The organism is Pseudomonas pseudonitroreducens (assembly GCF_021603645.1).
In the GTDB taxonomy this organism is placed as follows: domain Bacteria; phylum Pseudomonadota; class Gammaproteobacteria; order Pseudomonadales; family Pseudomonadaceae; genus Pseudomonas; species Pseudomonas pseudonitroreducens.
The window spans coordinates 391,187-408,753 of sequence record NZ_BQHJ01000001.1; the positions used below are offsets into that span (position 1 = coordinate 391,187).

At 64.3% G+C, this 17,567-nt stretch carries 13 protein-coding genes; 11 read left to right on the forward strand and 2 right to left on the reverse strand.

All coding sequences use genetic code 11. The features are described from left to right. The first annotated feature begins 3 nt into the window (after positions 1–3). Positions 4–915 (forward strand): 1-aminocyclopropane-1-carboxylate deaminase/D-cysteine desulfhydrase, encoded by a 912-nt coding sequence (locus L6D89_RS01820; protein WP_236198856.1) that lies wholly within the window; start codon positions 4–6, stop codon positions 913–915. Here L6D89_RS01820 and L6D89_RS01825 read toward each other — a convergent pair. After that, positions 903–1,841: a DUF1853 family protein gene (locus tag L6D89_RS01825; protein ID WP_236198565.1), complete on the reverse strand. Its 939-nt coding sequence runs from the start codon at positions 1,839–1,841 to the stop codon at positions 903–905. The two genes, L6D89_RS01820 and L6D89_RS01825, sit on opposite strands and share 13 nt — an antisense overlap. Before the next feature lie 112 nt (positions 1,842–1,953). Between L6D89_RS01825 and L6D89_RS01830 the strand changes: the two genes are divergently transcribed. The 10 genes from L6D89_RS01830 to L6D89_RS01875 all read left to right on the forward strand — a co-directional run bounded on the left by L6D89_RS01830 (position 1,954) and on the right by L6D89_RS01875 (position 16,483). After that, entirely contained in the window at positions 1,954–2,841 is an 888-nt protein-coding gene (locus L6D89_RS01830) for an NAD(+) kinase (protein ID WP_236170963.1), read from the forward strand. Continuing rightward, positions 2,841–3,821: a metallophosphoesterase gene (locus L6D89_RS01835; protein ID WP_236198566.1), complete on the forward strand. Its 981-nt coding sequence runs from the start codon at positions 2,841–2,843 to the stop codon at positions 3,819–3,821. The genes L6D89_RS01830 and L6D89_RS01835 overlap by 1 nt, the downstream gene beginning before the upstream one ends. Beyond that, positions 3,818–4,690, forward strand: coding sequence for a rhomboid family intramembrane serine protease (locus L6D89_RS01840; protein WP_236198567.1), 873 nt, complete (start codon positions 3,818–3,820; stop codon positions 4,688–4,690). The genes L6D89_RS01835 and L6D89_RS01840 overlap by 4 nt, the downstream gene beginning before the upstream one ends. 171 nt (positions 4,691–4,861) lie before the next feature. Next, positions 4,862–5,122: a YeaC family protein gene (locus L6D89_RS01845; protein ID WP_138525879.1), complete on the forward strand. Its 261-nt coding sequence runs from the start codon at positions 4,862–4,864 to the stop codon at positions 5,120–5,122. Then, positions 5,122–5,949 (forward strand): DUF2797 domain-containing protein, encoded by an 828-nt coding sequence (locus L6D89_RS01850; protein WP_236198568.1) that lies wholly within the window; start codon positions 5,122–5,124, stop codon positions 5,947–5,949. The genes L6D89_RS01845 and L6D89_RS01850 overlap by 1 nt, the downstream gene beginning before the upstream one ends. A gap of 149 nt (positions 5,950–6,098) precedes the next feature. Then, positions 6,099–8,756, forward strand: coding sequence for an aminopeptidase N (pepN, locus tag L6D89_RS01855; RefSeq protein WP_236198569.1), 2,658 nt, complete (start codon positions 6,099–6,101; stop codon positions 8,754–8,756). 487 nt (positions 8,757–9,243) lie between these two features. After that, positions 9,244–11,211 carry a DUF1302 domain-containing protein gene (locus L6D89_RS01860; RefSeq protein ID WP_236198570.1) on the forward strand — a complete coding sequence of 656 codons (1,968 nt, stop codon included), beginning with the start codon at positions 9,244–9,246 and terminating at the stop codon, positions 11,209–11,211. A 62-nt stretch (positions 11,212–11,273) separates the two neighbouring features. After that, positions 11,274–12,641 (forward strand): DUF1329 domain-containing protein, encoded by a 1,368-nt coding sequence (locus L6D89_RS01865; RefSeq protein ID WP_236170957.1) that lies wholly within the window; start codon positions 11,274–11,276, stop codon positions 12,639–12,641. A 429-nt stretch (positions 12,642–13,070) separates the two neighbouring features. Continuing rightward, a complete protein-coding gene (locus L6D89_RS01870; RefSeq protein WP_373874921.1) occupies positions 13,071–14,087 on the forward strand; it encodes a WD40/YVTN/BNR-like repeat-containing protein in 1,017 nt (338 codons plus the stop codon). A gap of 14 nt (positions 14,088–14,101) precedes the next feature. Next, positions 14,102–16,483: an efflux RND transporter permease subunit gene (locus L6D89_RS01875; RefSeq protein WP_236170955.1), complete on the forward strand. Its 2,382-nt coding sequence runs from the start codon at positions 14,102–14,104 to the stop codon at positions 16,481–16,483. A gap of 176 nt (positions 16,484–16,659) precedes the next feature. On the opposite strand, the gene L6D89_RS01880 is transcribed toward L6D89_RS01875, so the two are convergent. Further along, positions 16,660–17,457, reverse strand: coding sequence for a cyclase family protein (locus L6D89_RS01880; RefSeq protein ID WP_236198572.1), 798 nt, complete (start codon positions 17,455–17,457; stop codon positions 16,660–16,662). Positions 17,458–17,567: the final 110 nt, after the last annotated feature.

The following is a 17,567-nucleotide window of genomic DNA, read 5'->3' on the forward strand; positions in this document are numbered from 1 at the left end:
CCCCTGCAACGCATCCATCTGGATTGGCTCGACCGCGCTGGCGTCGAGCTGGCGTTGTTGCGCCTGGACCTTGTCGATGAGCTGGTCTCCGGCAACAAATGGTTCAAGCTCGCGCCTTACCTCCAGCAGGCGGCCGATCTCGGCCTGAGTGGCGTGATGACCCTGGGTGGCGCCCATTCCAACCACCTGCATGCGGTGGCAGCGGCTGGCGCGCGCTTTGGCTTCGAGACCGTCGGGTTGCTACGCGGTGACGAGCAGGACAACCCGACGGTGGCCGATCTGCGCCAGCTTGGCATGGAGCTCCACTGGCTCGGCTACGGCGGCTATCGCCGGCGTCACGACGCTGGTTTCTGGACACCCTGGCGCGAGCGCTACCCACATTTGCTGGCGGTGGCCGAGGGCGGTGGCGGCCTCGCCGGTGCGCAAGGCTGTGCGCCCCTGGTCGCGCAGGTTCGCCAGCAGCTCGATGCTCTCGGCTGGGACGACTATCAGCAGCTCTGGGTGGCCTGCGGCACCGGCACGACCCTGGCCGGCCTGGTGCTCGGCGAGCAGGGCAAGCATTGCGTGGTCGGTGCCCTGGCGGTGCCGCCGGGGCATGGCGTCGAAACGCAGGTGCCTGAGCTGTTGAGGGCAGGCGGTGTGCCCGATGCCGGCTACCGTCTGGTCGACGCCAGTCGTGGTGGTTTTGCGCGGATCGACCCGACGCTGGCGCGCTTCATTCTGGCGACCGAGGCCGAGTGCGGCGTACCGCTGGAACCGCTGTACACCGGCAAGCTGTTGCTGGCGTTGCGCGATGAGGTCGCAGAAGGGCGCATCGAGCGCGGCGCTCGCATCGTCGCGATCCACAGTGGCGGTCTGCAGGGGCGGCGAGCGCTGGAGGAGGAATTGATAGCGCTGGCTGCTCAGCGCGAATAGCCACTGTGCACCCGCGGCCAGCGGTCGCCCACCAGGAACAGGCGTTCCTGCTCGCGCCAGCGACCGTGCCGTTGCTCCAGGCGTACCAGCATCTGCGGGAAACCGTCTTCCGGTAGCTCGGCCAGCCAGGTGCTGAAGCGCTCTGTGCTCCAGCATTCATCTTCGGCGGCCGGAGATAGCCAGCCCTTGCGCGACAGCGCCTGCCAACCCTGCGGGTGCTGTGCGTGGTAGGCCGGCCAGGCACGCCGGTGCAGCCAGCGGCCGCGCTGGTGGTTGTCGCTGGCCCCCGCGGGGGGCGGGCAGGGCGTCGGCCAGGAGTAGAACAGGTAACCGCCGAGCCACAGGCCGGGTGATGGCGCCGCGTCGCTGTATTCGCGTACCACGGCCAGCCCCTCGGCGGTGGAGGAGAGCGGCAGCTGATGCTGGTAGAAGTGCTCGATCTTGCGCAGCAGATGGTCCTCGGCGCCCGGCCCGAGCCAGGAGTCGGGGCCGTCGTCGCTGGGGCCGAGGTAGAGCTTGATCGCCAGTTCCAGGTGATGCAGGCCGTCGTCGTCTTGCAGCAGCAGGTCCAGCTCACCGAGTGTCTGGCCGTTATCGCGCACCGGCAGGTTGGCGGCCAGCAGGCGCAGGTCTGGTGCGTGTTCCAGGGCATATTGCCAGAGGCGTTCGTAGTAGCGGCCCAGGCGCTGGTGCGGCGCGGATTCGAGCTGCGCGAGCAATTCGCCGGGCGCTTGCTCCTGGCTGCGCAGCCAGTCCGCCAGCAGCGCGGGCCGCGAATACCAGCGGCTGGCAGCCAGCGGGTGGCGCAGCGCGGGACTGCCGGGCTGCAGCAGCGGCGGGGAGAGCAGCGTCCAGGCGAGATCGCGGACCTGCGGCTGGCGCAGGTCGATGAGCAGCTCGTCGAGCAGGGCGGTGAAGTCGGTCATGCCTGAAGCCTAGCCGGTATGCCGGCGCAGCGGCCACGCTGGCGTTTGCCGCTGCTTCCGCGTTTCGCCCATAATTCCGCCATTCGAGTAGCGCAACGCCGTCCGGAGTCCCATGGAACCCTTTCGCAATATCGGCATTATCGGCCGCCTGGGTAGCAACCAGGTCCTGGAAACCATCCGTCGGCTGAAGAAATTCCTCACCGAGCGCCACCTGCATGTGATCCTCGAGGACACCATTGCCGAGGTCCTGCCGGGCCATGGCCTGCAGACCTGCTCACGAAAGATCATGGGCGAGATCTGCGATCTGGTGATCGTCGTCGGTGGCGACGGCAGCATGCTCGGCGCCGCACGCGCCCTGGCGCGGCACAAGGTGCCGGTACTGGGGATCAACCGTGGCAGCCTGGGCTTCCTCACCGATATCCGCCCCGACGAGCTGGAGACGAAAGTCGCCGAGGTGCTTGGCGGCCAGTACATCGTCGAGAGCCGTTTCCTGCTCGATGCCCTGGTGCGCCGGCATGGCGAATCCATCGGTCAGGGCGATGCGCTGAATGACGTAGTGCTGCACCCTGGCAAGTCCACGCGGATGATCGAGTTCGAGCTGTACATCGACGGCCAGTTCGTCTGCAGCCAGAAGGCCGACGGTCTGATCGTCGCCACCCCGACCGGCTCCACTGCATACGCGCTGTCCGCCGGCGGGCCGATCATGCATCCCAAGCTGGATGCCATCGTGGTCGTGCCGATGTACCCGCACATGCTCTCCAGCCGGCCCATCGTGGTCGACGGCAACAGTGAGCTGAAGATCGTCGTCTCGCCGAACATGCAGATCTACCCGCAGGTCTCCTGCGACGGCCAGAACCACTTCACCTGCGCGCCGGGCGACACCGTCACGGTGAGCAAGAAGCCGCAGAAGCTGCGCCTGATCCATCCCATCGACCACAATTACTACGAGGTCTGCCGGACCAAGCTGGGCTGGGGCAGCCGCCTCGGGAGCAGCGAGTGATGGAACTCGACCCCGCACGCGGCTACGACCTGATCGGCGATATCCACGGCTGCGCGCATACCCTCGACCACCTGCTGGAGCGCCTCGGCTACCGTCTGCAGGGCGGCGTGTGGCGACATGCGCGGCGCCAGGCGCTGTTCCTAGGCGACATCATCGACCGTGGTCCGCGTATTCGCGAGGCGCTGCACCGGGTGCACGACATGGTCGCCGGCGGCGAAGCGTTGTGCATCATGGGCAACCATGAGTTCAACGCCCTCGGCTGGTCCATGCCCGCCGCGCCGGGCAGTGGCCGCCAGTATGTGCGCGAGCACACGCCGCGCCACGCCCGGCTGATTCGCGAGACGCTGGAGCAGTTCGAAGGCCACCCGGCGGACTGGCGCGACTTCCTCGGCTGGTTCCAGGAGATGCCGTTGTTCCTTGATGCCGGGCGTTTCCGCATGGTCCACGCCTGCTGGGACCATGGCGTGATCGACGCCCTGCGCCGGCAGTTCCCGGACGGGCGCATCGACGAGGCCTTCCTGATGGCCACCGCCGAGCCGGGCAGTTTCGCCCAGCAGGCCTGCGACCGCCTGCTGCGCGGCACGGACATGCGCCTGCCCAACGGCCTGACCCTGACCGGCAGCGATGGTTTTACCCGCGCGTTTTTCCGCACCAAGTTCTGGGAAGAAGACCGTGCGCCGGAAACTTACGGCGACATCGTGTTCCAGCCCGACGCGCTGCCCGACGAAGTGGCCAGCGAACGTCTGAGCGAAGAGCAGAAGTCGCGCCTGCTGACCTACGGTGCGGATGAGCCACTGCTGTTCGTCGGCCACTACTGGCGGCGTGGCACGCCGGCGCCGATCCGCCCGAACCTGGCCTGCCTGGACTACAGCGCGGTGATGTACGGCAAGCTCGCGGCCTATCGGCTGGACGAGGAAACGCGGCTGGACCGCAACAAGTTCGTGTGGGTGGATGTGAAGCGTCCGGAGGGCGAAGAGTGAGCGCTATCGAAGCGATGCGGCTGCCTTCGGCGGTCGATCTGGGGGCGTTCGTCGGCCTGTTGCGCCGGCTGAATGTGCCGTTCCGGGTCAGCGAGGAGTCCGGCGAACAGGTGCTCTGGGTGCCCAACGCGCAATTGGCCGAGCAGGTTCGCAGCCTGTACGAGCGCTATCCGCAGGGTGATCCGGAGTTCACCGTGCAGGCCGAGCCGCAGCGCCGCGGGCCAGGGTTCGTCCAGCAACTGAAGATGAGCCGCATGACCGCGGCGGTGCTGCTGGTGACCTTCGTGGTGGCCGCCGTGACCTTGCTCGGTACTTCCCCGGAGACGCTGCGCTGGTTCACCTTCCAGAACTTCCAGATGGTCGGCGAGGATCGCGCGCTGTTCTACCCGCTGTCCGATTCGCTGGCGCAGGGGCAGTGGTGGCGCCTGTTCACCCCCATGCTGATCCACTTCGGCTGGCTGCACCTGGCGATGAACGCCATGTGGTACTGGGAGCTGGGCCGGCGCATCGAGTACCGCCAGGGGCCCTGGTTGCTGCTGGGCCTGAGCCTGGGCTTCGGCCTCATCTCCAACGTCGTGCAGTACGGCGTCAGCGGCCCGAGCCTGTTCGGCGGCTTGTCCGGCGTGCTTTACGGCCTGCTCGGCCACTGCTGGATCTTCCAGCGCATGGCGCCGACGCCGGCCTACAACCTGCCCAGGGGCGTGGTGGCGATGATGCTGATCTGGCTGCTGGTGTGCCTGTCGGGTGTGATCGACCTGCTCGGCTTCGGCTCCATTGCCAACGGCGCTCATGTAGGCGGGCTGATTGCAGGTTGCCTGAGCGGCCTGATTGGAGGGCTGCTGGCACGGCGACATGCGCCTGCGCCGTAGGATGGCGTGGAGCGCAGCGATACCCATCGATCAGTGCACCAACAGCATGGGTATCGCTTAGGCTCCACCCATCCTACGAACAGCTATCGCCCTAATTGACCAGCGTTCGTGCGCCCGGGCGCTCGGCCCGGTAGAATGCCCGCTTCGTTTTTCCCTTGCAGGAGCCGGCTCATGTCGTCCTTCGCCGAAATGATCGAGAACATCACCCCGGAAATCTACGAGAGCCTCAAGCTGGCCGTGGAAATCGGCAAATGGCCCGACGGCCGCAAGCTGTCCCAGGAGCAGAAGGAGCTGTCGCTGCAGGCCATGATCGCCTGGGAGATGGACAACCTGCCCGAGGACCAGCGTACCGGCTACATGGGCCCGCAGGAATGCGCGTCCCACGCCGAGCCGATCCCGAACATGATCTTCTCTTCCAACTCGCTGCACTGATGCAGGAGATTGGACGCGGCGCCCTGGACAAGATGTCGGCGCGCCTGGAAAGCCCCGTGCAGTACGCCTTTCGCCTGGGCGATGCACAGGTCCCGGTCAACCCGCTGATCGGCAAGACGGTGCGCCTGGAGTATCTGGGCGAGATCAATTGCTGCCACTGTGGGCGCAAGACCAAGAAGAGCTTCGCCCAGGGCTACTGCTACCCGTGCTTCACGAAGCTGGCGCAGTGCGACAGCTGCATCATGAGCCCGGAGAAGTGCCACTACGAAGATGGCTCCTGCCGCGAGCCGGAGTGGGGCGAGCGCTTCTGCATGACCGATCACGTGGTCTACCTGGCCAACTCCTCGGGGGCGAAGGTGGGCATCACCCGCGCCACCCAGGTGCCGACCCGCTGGATCGACCAGGGTGCGCGCCAGGCGCTGCCGATCATGCGTGTGGCGACCCGTCAGCAGTCCGGCTTCGTCGAGGACCTGCTGCGCAGCCAGGTCACTGACCGCACCAACTGGCGTGCGCTGCTCAAGGGCGAGGCCGAACCGCTGGACCTGGTGGCTATCCGCGAGCAGATCTTCGACGCCTGCGCCGAGGGTATCGTCGCCCTGCAGCAGCGCTTCGGCCTGCAGGCGATCCAGCCGGTGATCGATATGGAGCCTATCGAGATCCGCTATCCGGTGGAGGCCTATCTGGCCAAGATCACCAGCTTCGATCTGGACAAGACGCCCGTGGTAGAAGGTAGCCTGCAGGGTATCAAGGGCCAGTACCTGATCTTCGATACCGGCGTGATCAACGTGCGCAAATTCACCGCGTACCAGCTGGCCATCAGCGCCTGATCGACACTGCATTGAATTTCCGGCTCGTGGCACGCATCTAGGGATAGATGCGTGCGCGACTCGCCCGCTTCGTTCTAGCTCGCTAGAGTCAGTACCAGATTCCTCCGGCCGGCCCATCGCGCCGGCCGCCTGCCAAGGGGCCAAAAGCCATGCGTACCGAGCAACCGAAAGTCATCTACCTCAAGGATTATCAGGCTCCCGAGTACCTGATCGACGAGACCAACCTGACCTTCGAGCTGTACGAGGACCACACCCTGGTCCACGCCCAGCTGGTGATGCGCCGCAACCCTGAGCGTGGCGACGGCCTGCCGCCGCTGGTACTGGACGGCCAGCAGCTGGAGCTACTCTCCGTTGCGCTGGATGATCGCGCTCTGGAAGCCGGCGACTATCAGGTCGACGAGAATCACCTTACCCTGCAGCCGACGGCGATGAACTTCACCGTCGACAGCACCGTGCGCATTCACCCGGAAAGCAACACCGCGCTGGAAGGCCTGTACAAGTCCGGCAAGATGTTCTGCACCCAGTGCGAGGCCGAGGGCTTCCGCAAGATCACCTACTACCTCGACCGCCCGGACGTGATGAGCAGCTTCACCACTACGCTCTCCGCCGAGCAGCACAAGTACCCGGTGCTTCTCTCCAATGGCAACCCGGTAGCCAGCGGCGCGGAAGAGGGCGGCCGCCACTGGGCGACCTGGCAGGACCCGTTCAAGAAGCCGGCCTACCTGTTTGCCCTGGTTGCCGGCGACCTGTGGTGCGTGGAAGACCAGTTCACCACCATGAGCGAGCGCGAAGTCACCCTGCGCATCTATGTCGAGCCGGAGAACATCGACAAGGTCCAGCACGCCATGGACAGCCTGAAGAATTCGATGCGCTGGGACGAGAAGGTCTATGGCCGCGAGTACGACCTGGACATCTTCATGATCGTCGCGGTCAACGACTTCAACATGGGCGCCATGGAGAACAAGGGCCTCAACATCTTCAACTCCAGCTGCGTGCTGGCCAAGGCCGAGACCGCCACCGACGCCGCGCACCAACGCGTCGAGGGCGTGGTCGCCCACGAGTACTTCCACAACTGGTCGGGCAACCGCGTGACCTGCCGCGACTGGTTCCAGCTGTCGCTCAAGGAAGGCTTCACCGTGTTCCGCGACAGTGAGTTCTCCGCCGACATGAACTCGCGCACGGTCAAGCGTGTCGAGGATGTGGCCTTCCTGCGCACCAACCAGTTCGCCGAGGACGCCGGCCCGATGGCGCACCCGGTGCGCCCGGATTCCTTCATCGAGATTTCCAACTTCTACACCCTGACCGTCTACGAGAAGGGCTCGGAAGTCGTGCGCATGATCCATACCCTGCTGGGCGCCGATGGCTTCCGCAAGGGCACCGACCTGTACTTCGAACGCCATGACGGCCAGGCCGTGACCTGCGACGACTTCGTCAAGGCCATGGAAGACGCCAACGGCGTCGACCTTACCCAGTTCAAGCGCTGGTACAGCCAGTCCGGCACCCCGCGCCTGGCGGTGGAAGAGCGCTATGACGCGGCCGCGCAGAGCTACACCCTGACCTTCCGCCAGAGCTGCCCGGCGACCCCGGGGCAGAGCGAGAAGCAGCCCTTCGTCATCCCGGTGCAGATGGGCCTGATCGACAAGCTGGGCAACGCCTTGTCGCTGCGCCTGCAAGGTGAAGAGCACGCCCATGGCAGCGATCGCGTACTGCAGATCACCGAGGCCGAGCAGTCCTTCACCTTCGTCGGTCTCGCCGAGAAGCCGCTGCCGTCGCTGCTGCGTGGTTTCTCCGCGCCGGTGAAGCTGAGCTTCCCCTACGACCGCGACCAGTTGATGTTCCTCATGCAGTTTGATGAGGACGGCTTCAATCGCTGGGAAGCCGGCCAGCAACTGGCCGTGCAGGTCCTGCAGGAATTGATCGGCCAGCACCAGCGTGGCGAGAAGCTGGTGCTCGACCAGCGTCTGGTCACCGCCTTCCGTACCTTGCTGCTGGACACCGGCCTGGATCAGGCCATGGTCGCCGAGATGCTCTCGCTGCCCAGCGAGGCCTACCTCACCGAGATCAGCGACGTGGCTGACGTCGAGGCGATCCACGCGGCCCGTGAGTTCGCCCGCCAGCAGATCGGCGCGGCGCTGCATGAGCAGCTGTGGGAGCGTTACCAGGCCAACCGCACGCAATCCCGCGAGACTGCCTACGTTGCCGAGGCCTCGCACATTGCCCGTCGCAGCCTGCAGAACATCGCGCTGTCCTACCTCATTCAGAGCGGCAAGGCCGAAGTGCTCGCTGCCTGCCAGGAGCAGTACAAGGATTGCGACAACATGACCGAGCGCCTGACCGCGCTCGCCGTGCTGGTCAACTCTTCCTTCGAGAAGGAGAAGGCCGAGGCGCTGGCGATGTTCGCCGACTACTTCAAGGACGACCCGCTGGTGATGGACCAGTGGTTCAGCGTTCAGGCCGGCTGCACCCTCCCGGGTGGGCTGGAGCGTGTGCAGGAGCTGATGAAGCATTCGGCCTTCACCCTGAAGAACCCGAACAAGATCCGCGCGCTGATCGGCGCCTTTGCCAACCAGAATGCGGTCAACTTCCACCGCGCGGATGGCGCCGGCTACCGCTTCCTCGCCGACCAGATCATCACCCTCAACGCGCTCAACCCGCAGATCGCCTCGCGCCTGCTGACGCCGCTGACCCGCTGGCGCAAGTACGCGCCTGAGCGCCAGGCGCTGATGAAGGCCGAACTGGAGCGCATTCTGGCGTCCGGCGAGCTGTCCAGCGATGTCTACGAGGTGGTCAGCAAGAGCCTCGCGTAACACACCCTCCGCGCCCCGTTCCAGGGGCGCATGGCACTTTCGAAAAGGTGTTACCAACTTTTGTTGGTAACACCTTTTTGTTACCTATCGAAATTGACTGGCGTCTTGCTTATCGCTTTGCGCTATTGAGCGAAAAGTGCCGATGTGTCTGCGTCGCGCCTTCAGGGGCGGATTGCGCCATGGGGTGTGGTAAATGGCGCAATCGGCCACCTGATTTGGTCAGTGAATGACCAGTCACAAAAAGTAGCGCGCTGATTCTTTATTTTTTGTAAGCAGAATCCAGTTATTGGTGCTCTTGGCACTGGGGTTGCACCGACGGACCCCGCTTAGCCTTTGCCCGTCCGATGGGGCGGGAGGCGTGTCGAGCACCTTGGGGGAGTTTCCTTCAGATCGACGACAACAAGGCCGTGGAATAACGGCTGAAAACGGTGAACCGCACGCAGTGGCGGCACCGCCAAAGAATGATCAGTCCATGGAGTGAGTCCTAATGGAAATCCCAGTTCGCAAGCCCGTCTTGCGTTATGCGCCTGCTCGTGCGGGCTTCGCCCTGGCAGGCATCCTGCCGCTGCTGATGTCCGCCCAGGCGACCGCCGTCGAATTCAGCTTCCTCGATAACGAAGTCACCGGCTCGCTGGACAGCACCGTGTCCTACGGCGCCCTGTGGCGCGTGCAGGGCCAGGACAAGACCAACAACGACATCAACGGCAACGACGGCAACCGCAACTTCGATACTGGTCTGGTTTCCGAGGTGTACAAGATCACTTCCGACCTGGAAGCGACCTACAAGAACTACGGTCTGTTCGTACGTGGCTCGGCTTTCTATGACACCCAGATCATGGACAAGCGCAACGACTACTACGACAACAACCATCCGGCGCAGCCGAGCCAGACGTACCCCAACAGCGACCGCTTCACCAGCGAAACCCGCGATGCCTCTGGTAACCGCGCCGAGATTCTCGATGCCTACGTCTACGGTAACTGGGACGTCGCCGATCACCCGCTGACCGCACGCCTGGGCCGCCAGGTGTTCAACTGGGGCGAGGGCATCTTCTACCGCGGTGGCGTCAACACCACCAACCCGGTGGACGCCGCCAAGTTCCGCCTGCCAGGCTCCGAGCTGAAGGAAGTGCTGATGCCGGTGGAGGCTGTGAGCTTCAACATCGGCCTGACCGACAACCTGTCGATGGACACCTTCTACCAGTGGAACTGGAAAGAGACCCGCATCGACCCGGTTGGCACCTTCTTCTCCGAGACCGACCTGTTCGCCGATGGCGGCAACACCGCCTACACCACCGTTGGCGCGCTCTCCAACCCGCTGTTCCAGAGCCTTTACCCGCAGCTCTCTGCAGGTCATGTGGGCGGCCTGCAGGGCACTCAGTACCTGGATTCCAACGGTGTGTTCAAGGTCGCCAATGTCGGCAAGGACATCAACGCCAAGAACGATGGCCAGTTCGGGGTGGCGTTCCACTACGTGGCTGAAGAGCTGAACTCCACCGAGTTCGGCTTCTACTTCGTCAACTACCACTCCAAAGAGCCGACCATCTACGCCGACCTGAACAGCGACTACGCTGGCGTGGATCTCGACCAGCTCGCCGGCGTCGGTGGCTTCACCTCCTACGACCAGTTGGTGAGCGCCGCAGGCAGCGGCAACGCCCTGGCCGGCCAGGTGCTGAGCCTGGTGAACGGCGCGACCTCCGTGGACGTGGCCAACCAGGTCAACGCCCGCCGTGAATATGTGGAAAACATCCGCATGTACGGCTTCAGCTTCAACACCACCGTGGGCGACGCCTCGGTGTTCGGTGAGCTGGCCTACCGCCCGAACCTGCCGATCGGCATTGCCACCACCAACGACCTGCTCGGCGACCTGCTGGTCCAGGCTCCGGCGCTGGCCAGTGGCAAGACCGTGAACATCGGTGGCGGTGACGTCTCGATTCGCGACCAGATCCACAACTACGAGCGCGTCGAGGCCTTCAATACCTCGCTGGGCACCATCTACAACTTCGGCCCGTCGCTGTCCTTCGACTCGCTGATGGGTGTGGCGGAACTCGCCTCCGAACACCTGCGCGGCAGCGACCTGCAGTACACCGCGTACGATGGCAGCACCCGCTACTACTCCGGCCGCGGCAACGGCGCCTACATCTCCGGTTACGACCGCGACGATCAGGTGAACAAGAACGCCTACGGCTACACCCTGCTGCTGTCGGGTACCTGGAACGACGTCTTCGCCGGCGTGAACATCTCGCCCTATGCCGTCTACAAGGACGACTTCGAAGGCAACTCCTACCAGACCGGCAACTTCATCGAAGGCCGCAAGGCCTACACCCTGGGCGTCAAGGCCACCTACCTGAACGCCCTGGAAGCCGAACTGCAGTACACCGAGTTCTACGGTGCCGGGCAGAACAACGCTGGCCGCGACCGCGACAACGTCGGCTTCAACGTCAAGTACTCCTTCTGATAACGACAAGCGTGCGGCGGGCGTCAGAAGTACCCGCCGTGCGCACCTCACGGAGAAGCAACATGCGCAACATGCGTACCCTGGTCGGCGCCGCCGTGGCCCTGGCCCTGTCCGCCGGCAGCGCCCTGGCGGCGGTGTCCCCGCAGGATGCGGCCAAGCTGCAGTCGAACCTGACTCCGCTGGGCGCGGAAAAGGCCGGCAACGCCGCCGGCACCATCCCGGCCTGGACCGGTGGCATCACCCAGGCGCCGGCCGGCTACAAGCCGGGCCAGCACCACATCGACCCGTTCGCCGCCGACAAGCCGCTGTACACCATCACCAAGGCCAACCTTGACCAGTACAAGGCCAACCTGACCCCGGGCACCCTGGCGCTGTTCGCCACCTACCCGGACACCTTCCAGATGCCGGTGTACCCGAGCCGCCGCAGTGGTTCGGCGCCGCAGTGGGTGTATGACAACACCTTCAAGAACGCCACCAGCGCCAAGCTGGCCGAGGGCGGCAACGGCTTCGTCGATGCCTTCGGCGGCATCCCGTTCCCGATCCCGCAGAACGGCGTGGAAGCGGTGTGGAACCACATCGCCCGCTACCGTGGCACCTACGTCGTGCGTCGCGCCTCGGAAGTGGCCGTGCAGCGCAACGGCGACTACTCGCTGGTGACCTCGCAGCAGGAAGCGTTGTTCAAGTACTACATCCAGGGCAAGAGCTTTGCCGACCTGAACAACCTGCTGTTCTACTACCTGTCGTTCACCAAGAGCCCGGCTCGCCTGGCTGGCGGTGCCGCACTGGTCCACGAGACCCTCGATCAGGTCAAGGAACCGCGTCAGGCCTGGGGCTACAACGCCGGCCAGCGCCGCGTGCGCCGTGCGCCGAACCTGGCCTACGACACCCCGATCGCCGCTGCCGACGGCCTGCGTACCGCTGATGACACCGACATGTTCAACGGCTCGCCGGACCGCTACGACTGGAAGCTGATCGGCAAAAAGGAAATGTACATCCCGTACAACAACTACAAGGTTTCCAGCCCTGAGGTTAAGTACAAGGATCTGCTGACCCCCAACCACCTGAACCCGAAATACACCCGCTACGAACTGCACCGCGTGTGGATCGTGGAAGGCACCCTGAAGCCGGGCGCACGCCACATCTATTCCAAGCGCGTACTGTTCCTCGACGAGGACAGCTGGGGTGCCGCCGAAGTCGACCAGTACGACGGTCGCGGCGAACTGTGGCGCGTCTCGCTGGCCTACCTGAAGAACTACTACGAGCTGCCCACCACCTGGACCGCTCTGGATACCTTCCACGACCTGCAGGCCCGTCGCTACCACGTACAGAACCTGGACAACGAAGAGCCGACCACCATCGACTTCAGCCAGGCCGTACCGGACGACTCCTACTTCAGCCCGTCCGCACTGCGTCGCCGCGGCACCCGCTGAGTCAGCCTTCAGGCTTGCAGGAGCGAGCTTGCTCGCGAACCGCCCAGCGTCGGTGCTGCCGACTGACACGTTCGCGAGCAAGGACTGGGCGTCGCCCCCGGTCCTGCACACAGAGCCCCGCCTTGGCGGGGCTTTTTCATGCCTGCGCGAAAGCCTGAGGGTGTGAAAGTGTTACCGCTCCACCCGCTGGAGGCCGCCAGCCGCGCGCCTTTCGGCCGGGATGGCAAAATGCACTCATCCTTTCGAGTGAGGCAGCCGGGGCTTAACAAAAGATAACGTGCGGTTAATTGTCAGCCCCGGAAAAGGCTGGCTATATAGCTCCAAACTACATACCGCCTGCATAAGAAAAAGAGGTAAAGGCATATGCGTGAGCCCCTGTGGCGCACTTCGAGCGAGCAGCCCGTGTCGGGAGTGCGAAGCTCCTTCCCGATGTCGCGCAAGACGGTTTCCCTGCTCGGCGCGTTTTCCTTCCTGATGATGTCCCTGGCTCCGTTGCACGCCGTTGCCGCCACGGACGCCGCCAGTGATTCCAACTCGATCATGTCCGCCAAGGCTTCCAGCAGCCTGCTGCTGAGCATCGCCCATGCTGGCAAGCGCCTGGTCGCGGTGGGGGACCACGGGCACATCCTCTATTCCGACGATGCGGGCAAGAACTGGACTCAGGCCACCGTGCCGACCCGCCAGCTGCTGACCTCGGTGTTCTTCGTCAACGACAAGAAGGGCTGGGCCGTCGGCCATGACGCCCAGGTCCTGGCCACCACCGATGGCGGCACCACCTGGGTGCGCCAGTTCGAAGACCTCAAGCGCGAAGCGCCGCTGCTGGATATCTGGTTCCAGGACGAGAACCACGGTGTGGCCGTGGGCGCCTATGGCGCGCTGCTGGAAACCACCGATGGCGGCAAGAGCTGGGAAGACGTCAGCGACCGCCTGGACAACGAAGACCAGTTCCACCTCAACGCCATCACGGCGGTGAAGGATTCCGGCCTGTTCGTGGTCGGCGAGGCGGGCAGCATGTTCCGCTCCAAGGACTGGGGCGAGACCTGGGAAAAACTCCAGGGTCCCTACGAGGGCTCGCTGTTCGGCGCCACCGGCACCACCCACGCTGGCACCGTCCTGGCCTATGGCCTGCGCGGCCACCTGTTCCGTTCCACCGATTTCGGCAGCACCTGGCAGCAGGTCAGCCTGCCCACCGCCAATGGCGGCGAGCTGGAGTTCGGCCTTTCCGAAGGCAGCCTGCTGGATGACGGCACCATCGTCGTCGTCGGCCATGGCGGCAGCGTGCTGGAGAGCAAGGACGACGGCGTCAGCTTCAGCGTCGTCAACCGTCCGGATCGCCTGTCCCTCGCGGGCGTTAGCGCGGCCGGCAATGGCAACCTGGTGCTGGTCGGCCAGGGCGGTATCCACCTGGCTTCGGCGACCGGCGCCGAGCTGACAGAACAACAATAAGCCGGGGAGCCGCAATGAACGCTCTGAACAAGCATCAACAGGACAAGGCGACTTTCCTGGAACGCATCATCTTCACCCACCGGCCGTTCGTGATCATCGCGTGCCTGCTGGTGACCGTCTTCCTCGCCTGGTCGGCCACGCAGGTGCGCCCGTCCACCAGCTTCGAGAAGATGATTCCGCTGCAGCACCCGTTCATCCAGAACATGCTGGAGCACCGCAACGACCTGGCCAACCTCGGCAACACCGTGCGCATCTCGGTGGAAGCGGTGAACGGCGACATCTTCACCAAGGAATACATGGAGACGCTGCGGCAGATCCATGACGAGGTGTTCTACATCCCCGGCGTCGACCGCTCCGGCATGAAGTCGCTGTGGAGCCCGAGCGTGCGCTGGACCGAAGTGACCGAGGAAGGCTTCGCCGGTGGCGAGGTGATCCCGCAGACCTACGACGGTTCCGCCAAGGCCCTCGACCTGTTGCGCAACAACGTGCTCAAGTCCGGCCAGATCGGCCGCCTGGTGGCCAACAACTTCAAGTCGAGCATCGTCGACGTGCCGCTGCTGGAGGTCTACCCGGACCCGAAGGACCAGGGCAAGCTGATGAAGCTGGACTACCGCCAGTTCTCCCATGAACTGGAAGAGAAGATCCGCGACAAGTACCAGTTGCAGAACCCCAACGTGAAGATCCACATCACCGGCTTCGCCAAGAAGGTCGGTGACCTGATCGACGGCCTGCTGATGGTGGTCGGCTTCTTCGGCATCTGCTTCGTCATCACCCTGGTGCTGCTGCTGTGGTTCACCAAGTGCGTGCGCTCCACCATCGCCGTGCTGTCCACCACGCTGGTGGCGGTGATCTGGCAGTTGGGCATCCTGCACCTGATCGGCTTCGGGCTGGACCCGTACTCGATGCTGGTGCCGTTCCTGATCTTCGCCATCGGTATTTCCCACGGTGTGCAGAAGATCAACGGTATCGCCCTGCAGTCCAGTGACGCGGAAACCCCGCTACTGGCCGCCCGCCGTACCTTCCGCCAGCTGTTCCTGCCGGGCATGATCGCCATCCTCGCGGACGCCGTCGGCTTCATCACCCTGCTGGTGATCGACATCGGCGTGATCCGCGAACTGGCCATCGGCGCCTCCATCGGCGTGGCGGTGATCGTGTTCACCAACCTGATCCTGCTGCCGGTCGCCATTTCCTACATCGGCATCAGCAAGAAGGCGGTGCAGCGAAGCAAGGAAGACGCCGTGCGCGACCATCCCTTCTGGCGCGCGCTGTCCAACTTCGCCAGCCCGTCCGTGGCACCGATCTCCGTGGTCATCGCCCTGGCGATGTTCGCCGGCGGCATGTGGCAGGGCCATCACCTGAAGATCGGTGACCTTGACCAGGGCGCTCCGGAACTGCGTCCGGACTCGCGCTACAACCTGGACAACGACTTCATCATCCGCAACTACTCGACCAGCTCCGACGTGCTGGTGGTGATGGTGGCGTCCGAGGCCGAAGGCTGCTCCACCCACAAGACCCTGTCCGCCATCGACGAGCTGGCCTGGCGCCTGGAGAACACCCAGGGCGTGCAGTCGGCCATCTCCCTGGTCACTGTTTCCAAGCAGATGATCAAGGGCATGAACGAAGGCAACCTGAAGTGGGAGTCGCTGTCGCGCAACCAGGACGTGCTGAACAACTCCATCAGCCGCGCGGAAGGTCTGTTCAACAGCAACTGCTCGCTGGCGCCCCTGCTGGTGTTCCTCAACGACCACAAGGCCGAGACTCTCGACCGCGCCGTGGCCGTCGTGCAGGACTTCGCCAAGGCCAACGAAAAGGATGACCTGAAGTTCAAGCTCGCCGCCGGTAACGCCGGTATCGAGGCTGCTACCAACGATGTGATCAAGCACTCGGAACTGACCATCCTGATCCTGGTGTACATCTGCGTAGCGATCATGTGCCTGATCACCTTCCGCTCCTTCGCCGCGACCCTGTGCATCGTGCTGCCGCTGATCCTCACCTCGGTGCTGGGCAACGCGCTGATGGCCACCCTGGGCATCGGCGTGAAGGTCGCGACCCTGCCGGTGATCGCGCTGGGCGTGGGTATCGGCGTGGACTACGGCATCTACATCTACACCCGCCTGGAGTCCTTCCTGCGCCAGGGCCTGTCCCTGCAGGAGGCCTACTACGAGACGCTGAAGTCCACCGGTAAAGCGGTGCTCTTCACCGGTCTGTGCCTGGCCATCGGCGTCGCCACCTGGATCTTCTCGGCGATCAAGTTCCAGGCCGACATGGGCCTGATGCTGACCTTCATGCTCCTCTGGAACATGTTCGGCGCCCTGTGGCTGCTGCCGGCGCTGGCGCGCTTCCTGATCAACCCGGAGAAGGTGCGTCAGAAGAAGGCTTCGATCCTGGTTCACTGATCGACGCTCGAGCAGTAAAAAACGCGGCCCTCGGGCCGCGTTTTTTTTGGCGCCGGACCGAGTTCGGAGCCGTCGGGGATCTATCGCGGACGGAGTCCGCTCCTACGATGCATGAGATCACGTAGGAGCGGACTCCGTCCGCGATCGGTGCCGCTTCACGCCGGCCTATCGATGGGTCACGGCAGGATGGCAAACACCCGCGCCGGGAAGCCGGTGCCCTGGGCGATCTTCGGGAAGCTCACCACCGCCAGCGCGCCGGCCTCGGGTACCTTGTCGAGGTTGGCGAGCAGCTCGATCTGGTAGTGGTTGGTACCGAGGATGTACGACTCCAGCGAATAGTCGTCCTTGCTGGTGGCGATGCCCGGATCGGTGTCGGTGGTCTCGTGGCCGGACGCGGTGATCTTGCGCGTCTCGTAGAGGTACACCAGGGCCTCCTTGCTCCAGCCCGGATAGTGCGCGACACCCTTGGCGTCCTGATTCTGCATCTTCGCCTGGTCCGGCCAGCGCTGCGACCAATCGCTGCGCAGCGCGGCGAAGGAACCCTGCGGCACCGCCCCATGCTTGGCCTCCCAGGCCTTCACATCGGCCAGGCTCAGCACGTAGTCCGGGTTCTTCGCCACCTGCTCGTGGATATCGAACACCACCAGCGGCAGGAACTGTTCCTTCACGTCGAGTTGGTCAACGCTGCGTAGCCCCTTGTGGAAGTGCACTGGCGGGTCGACATGGGTGCCCCATTGGCCGACGTGGCTGTACAGCTCCACCTGGAAGCCATCCTTGTCCACGGTGTAGAGCGTCTTGCGGCCCATGGGCTCGAAGCCTTTCCAGTGCGGCGTATTGCTGTCGAACGCGTGGGTCAGGTCGACCCAGTCGTGCTGCCTGAGGCTGGCGTAGGTGTCCCACAGGCCGGGTTGGGCGGCCTGGCTCGCGGCAGGTAGCAGGGCGGCGGCAAAGAGCAGGGCGGGGAAGCGTTGCATGGGTCTGATTCCTTGACGGGGATGGGAGAGAACGCCTTATCTTTCTCCATCGCTTGTCCAATCATCCAATTCTGAATTCTGATTTTCTTATTCCAAAACAGTCAGGGAGC

Excerpts from the sequence above, each read along its gene's own strand:
- L6D89_RS01835 (WP_236198566.1), top strand. The coding sequence starts at position 2,841 with ATGGAACTCGACCCCGCACGCGGCTACGACCTGATCGGCGATATCCAC.
- L6D89_RS01850 (WP_236198568.1), top strand. The coding sequence starts at position 5,122 with ATGCAGGAGATTGGACGCGGCGCCCTGGACAAGATGTCGGCGCGCCTG.
- pepN (WP_236198569.1), top strand. The coding sequence starts at position 6,099 with ATGCGTACCGAGCAACCGAAAGTCATCTACCTCAAGGATTATCAGGCT.
- L6D89_RS01870 (WP_373874921.1), top strand. The coding sequence starts at position 13,071 with ATGTCGCGCAAGACGGTTTCCCTGCTCGGCGCGTTTTCCTTCCTGATG.
- L6D89_RS01825 (WP_236198565.1), bottom strand. The coding sequence starts at position 1,841 with ATGACCGACTTCACCGCCCTGCTCGACGAGCTGCTCATCGACCTGCGC.
- L6D89_RS01875 (WP_236170955.1), top strand. The coding sequence starts at position 14,102 with ATGAACGCTCTGAACAAGCATCAACAGGACAAGGCGACTTTCCTGGAA.
- L6D89_RS01830 (WP_236170963.1), top strand. The coding sequence starts at position 1,954 with ATGGAACCCTTTCGCAATATCGGCATTATCGGCCGCCTGGGTAGCAAC.
- L6D89_RS01880 (WP_236198572.1), bottom strand. The coding sequence starts at position 17,457 with ATGCAACGCTTCCCCGCCCTGCTCTTTGCCGCCGCCCTGCTACCTGCC.
- L6D89_RS01845 (WP_138525879.1), top strand. The coding sequence starts at position 4,862 with ATGTCGTCCTTCGCCGAAATGATCGAGAACATCACCCCGGAAATCTAC.
- L6D89_RS01860 (WP_236198570.1), top strand. The coding sequence starts at position 9,244 with ATGGAAATCCCAGTTCGCAAGCCCGTCTTGCGTTATGCGCCTGCTCGT.
- L6D89_RS01865 (WP_236170957.1), top strand. The coding sequence starts at position 11,274 with ATGCGCAACATGCGTACCCTGGTCGGCGCCGCCGTGGCCCTGGCCCTG.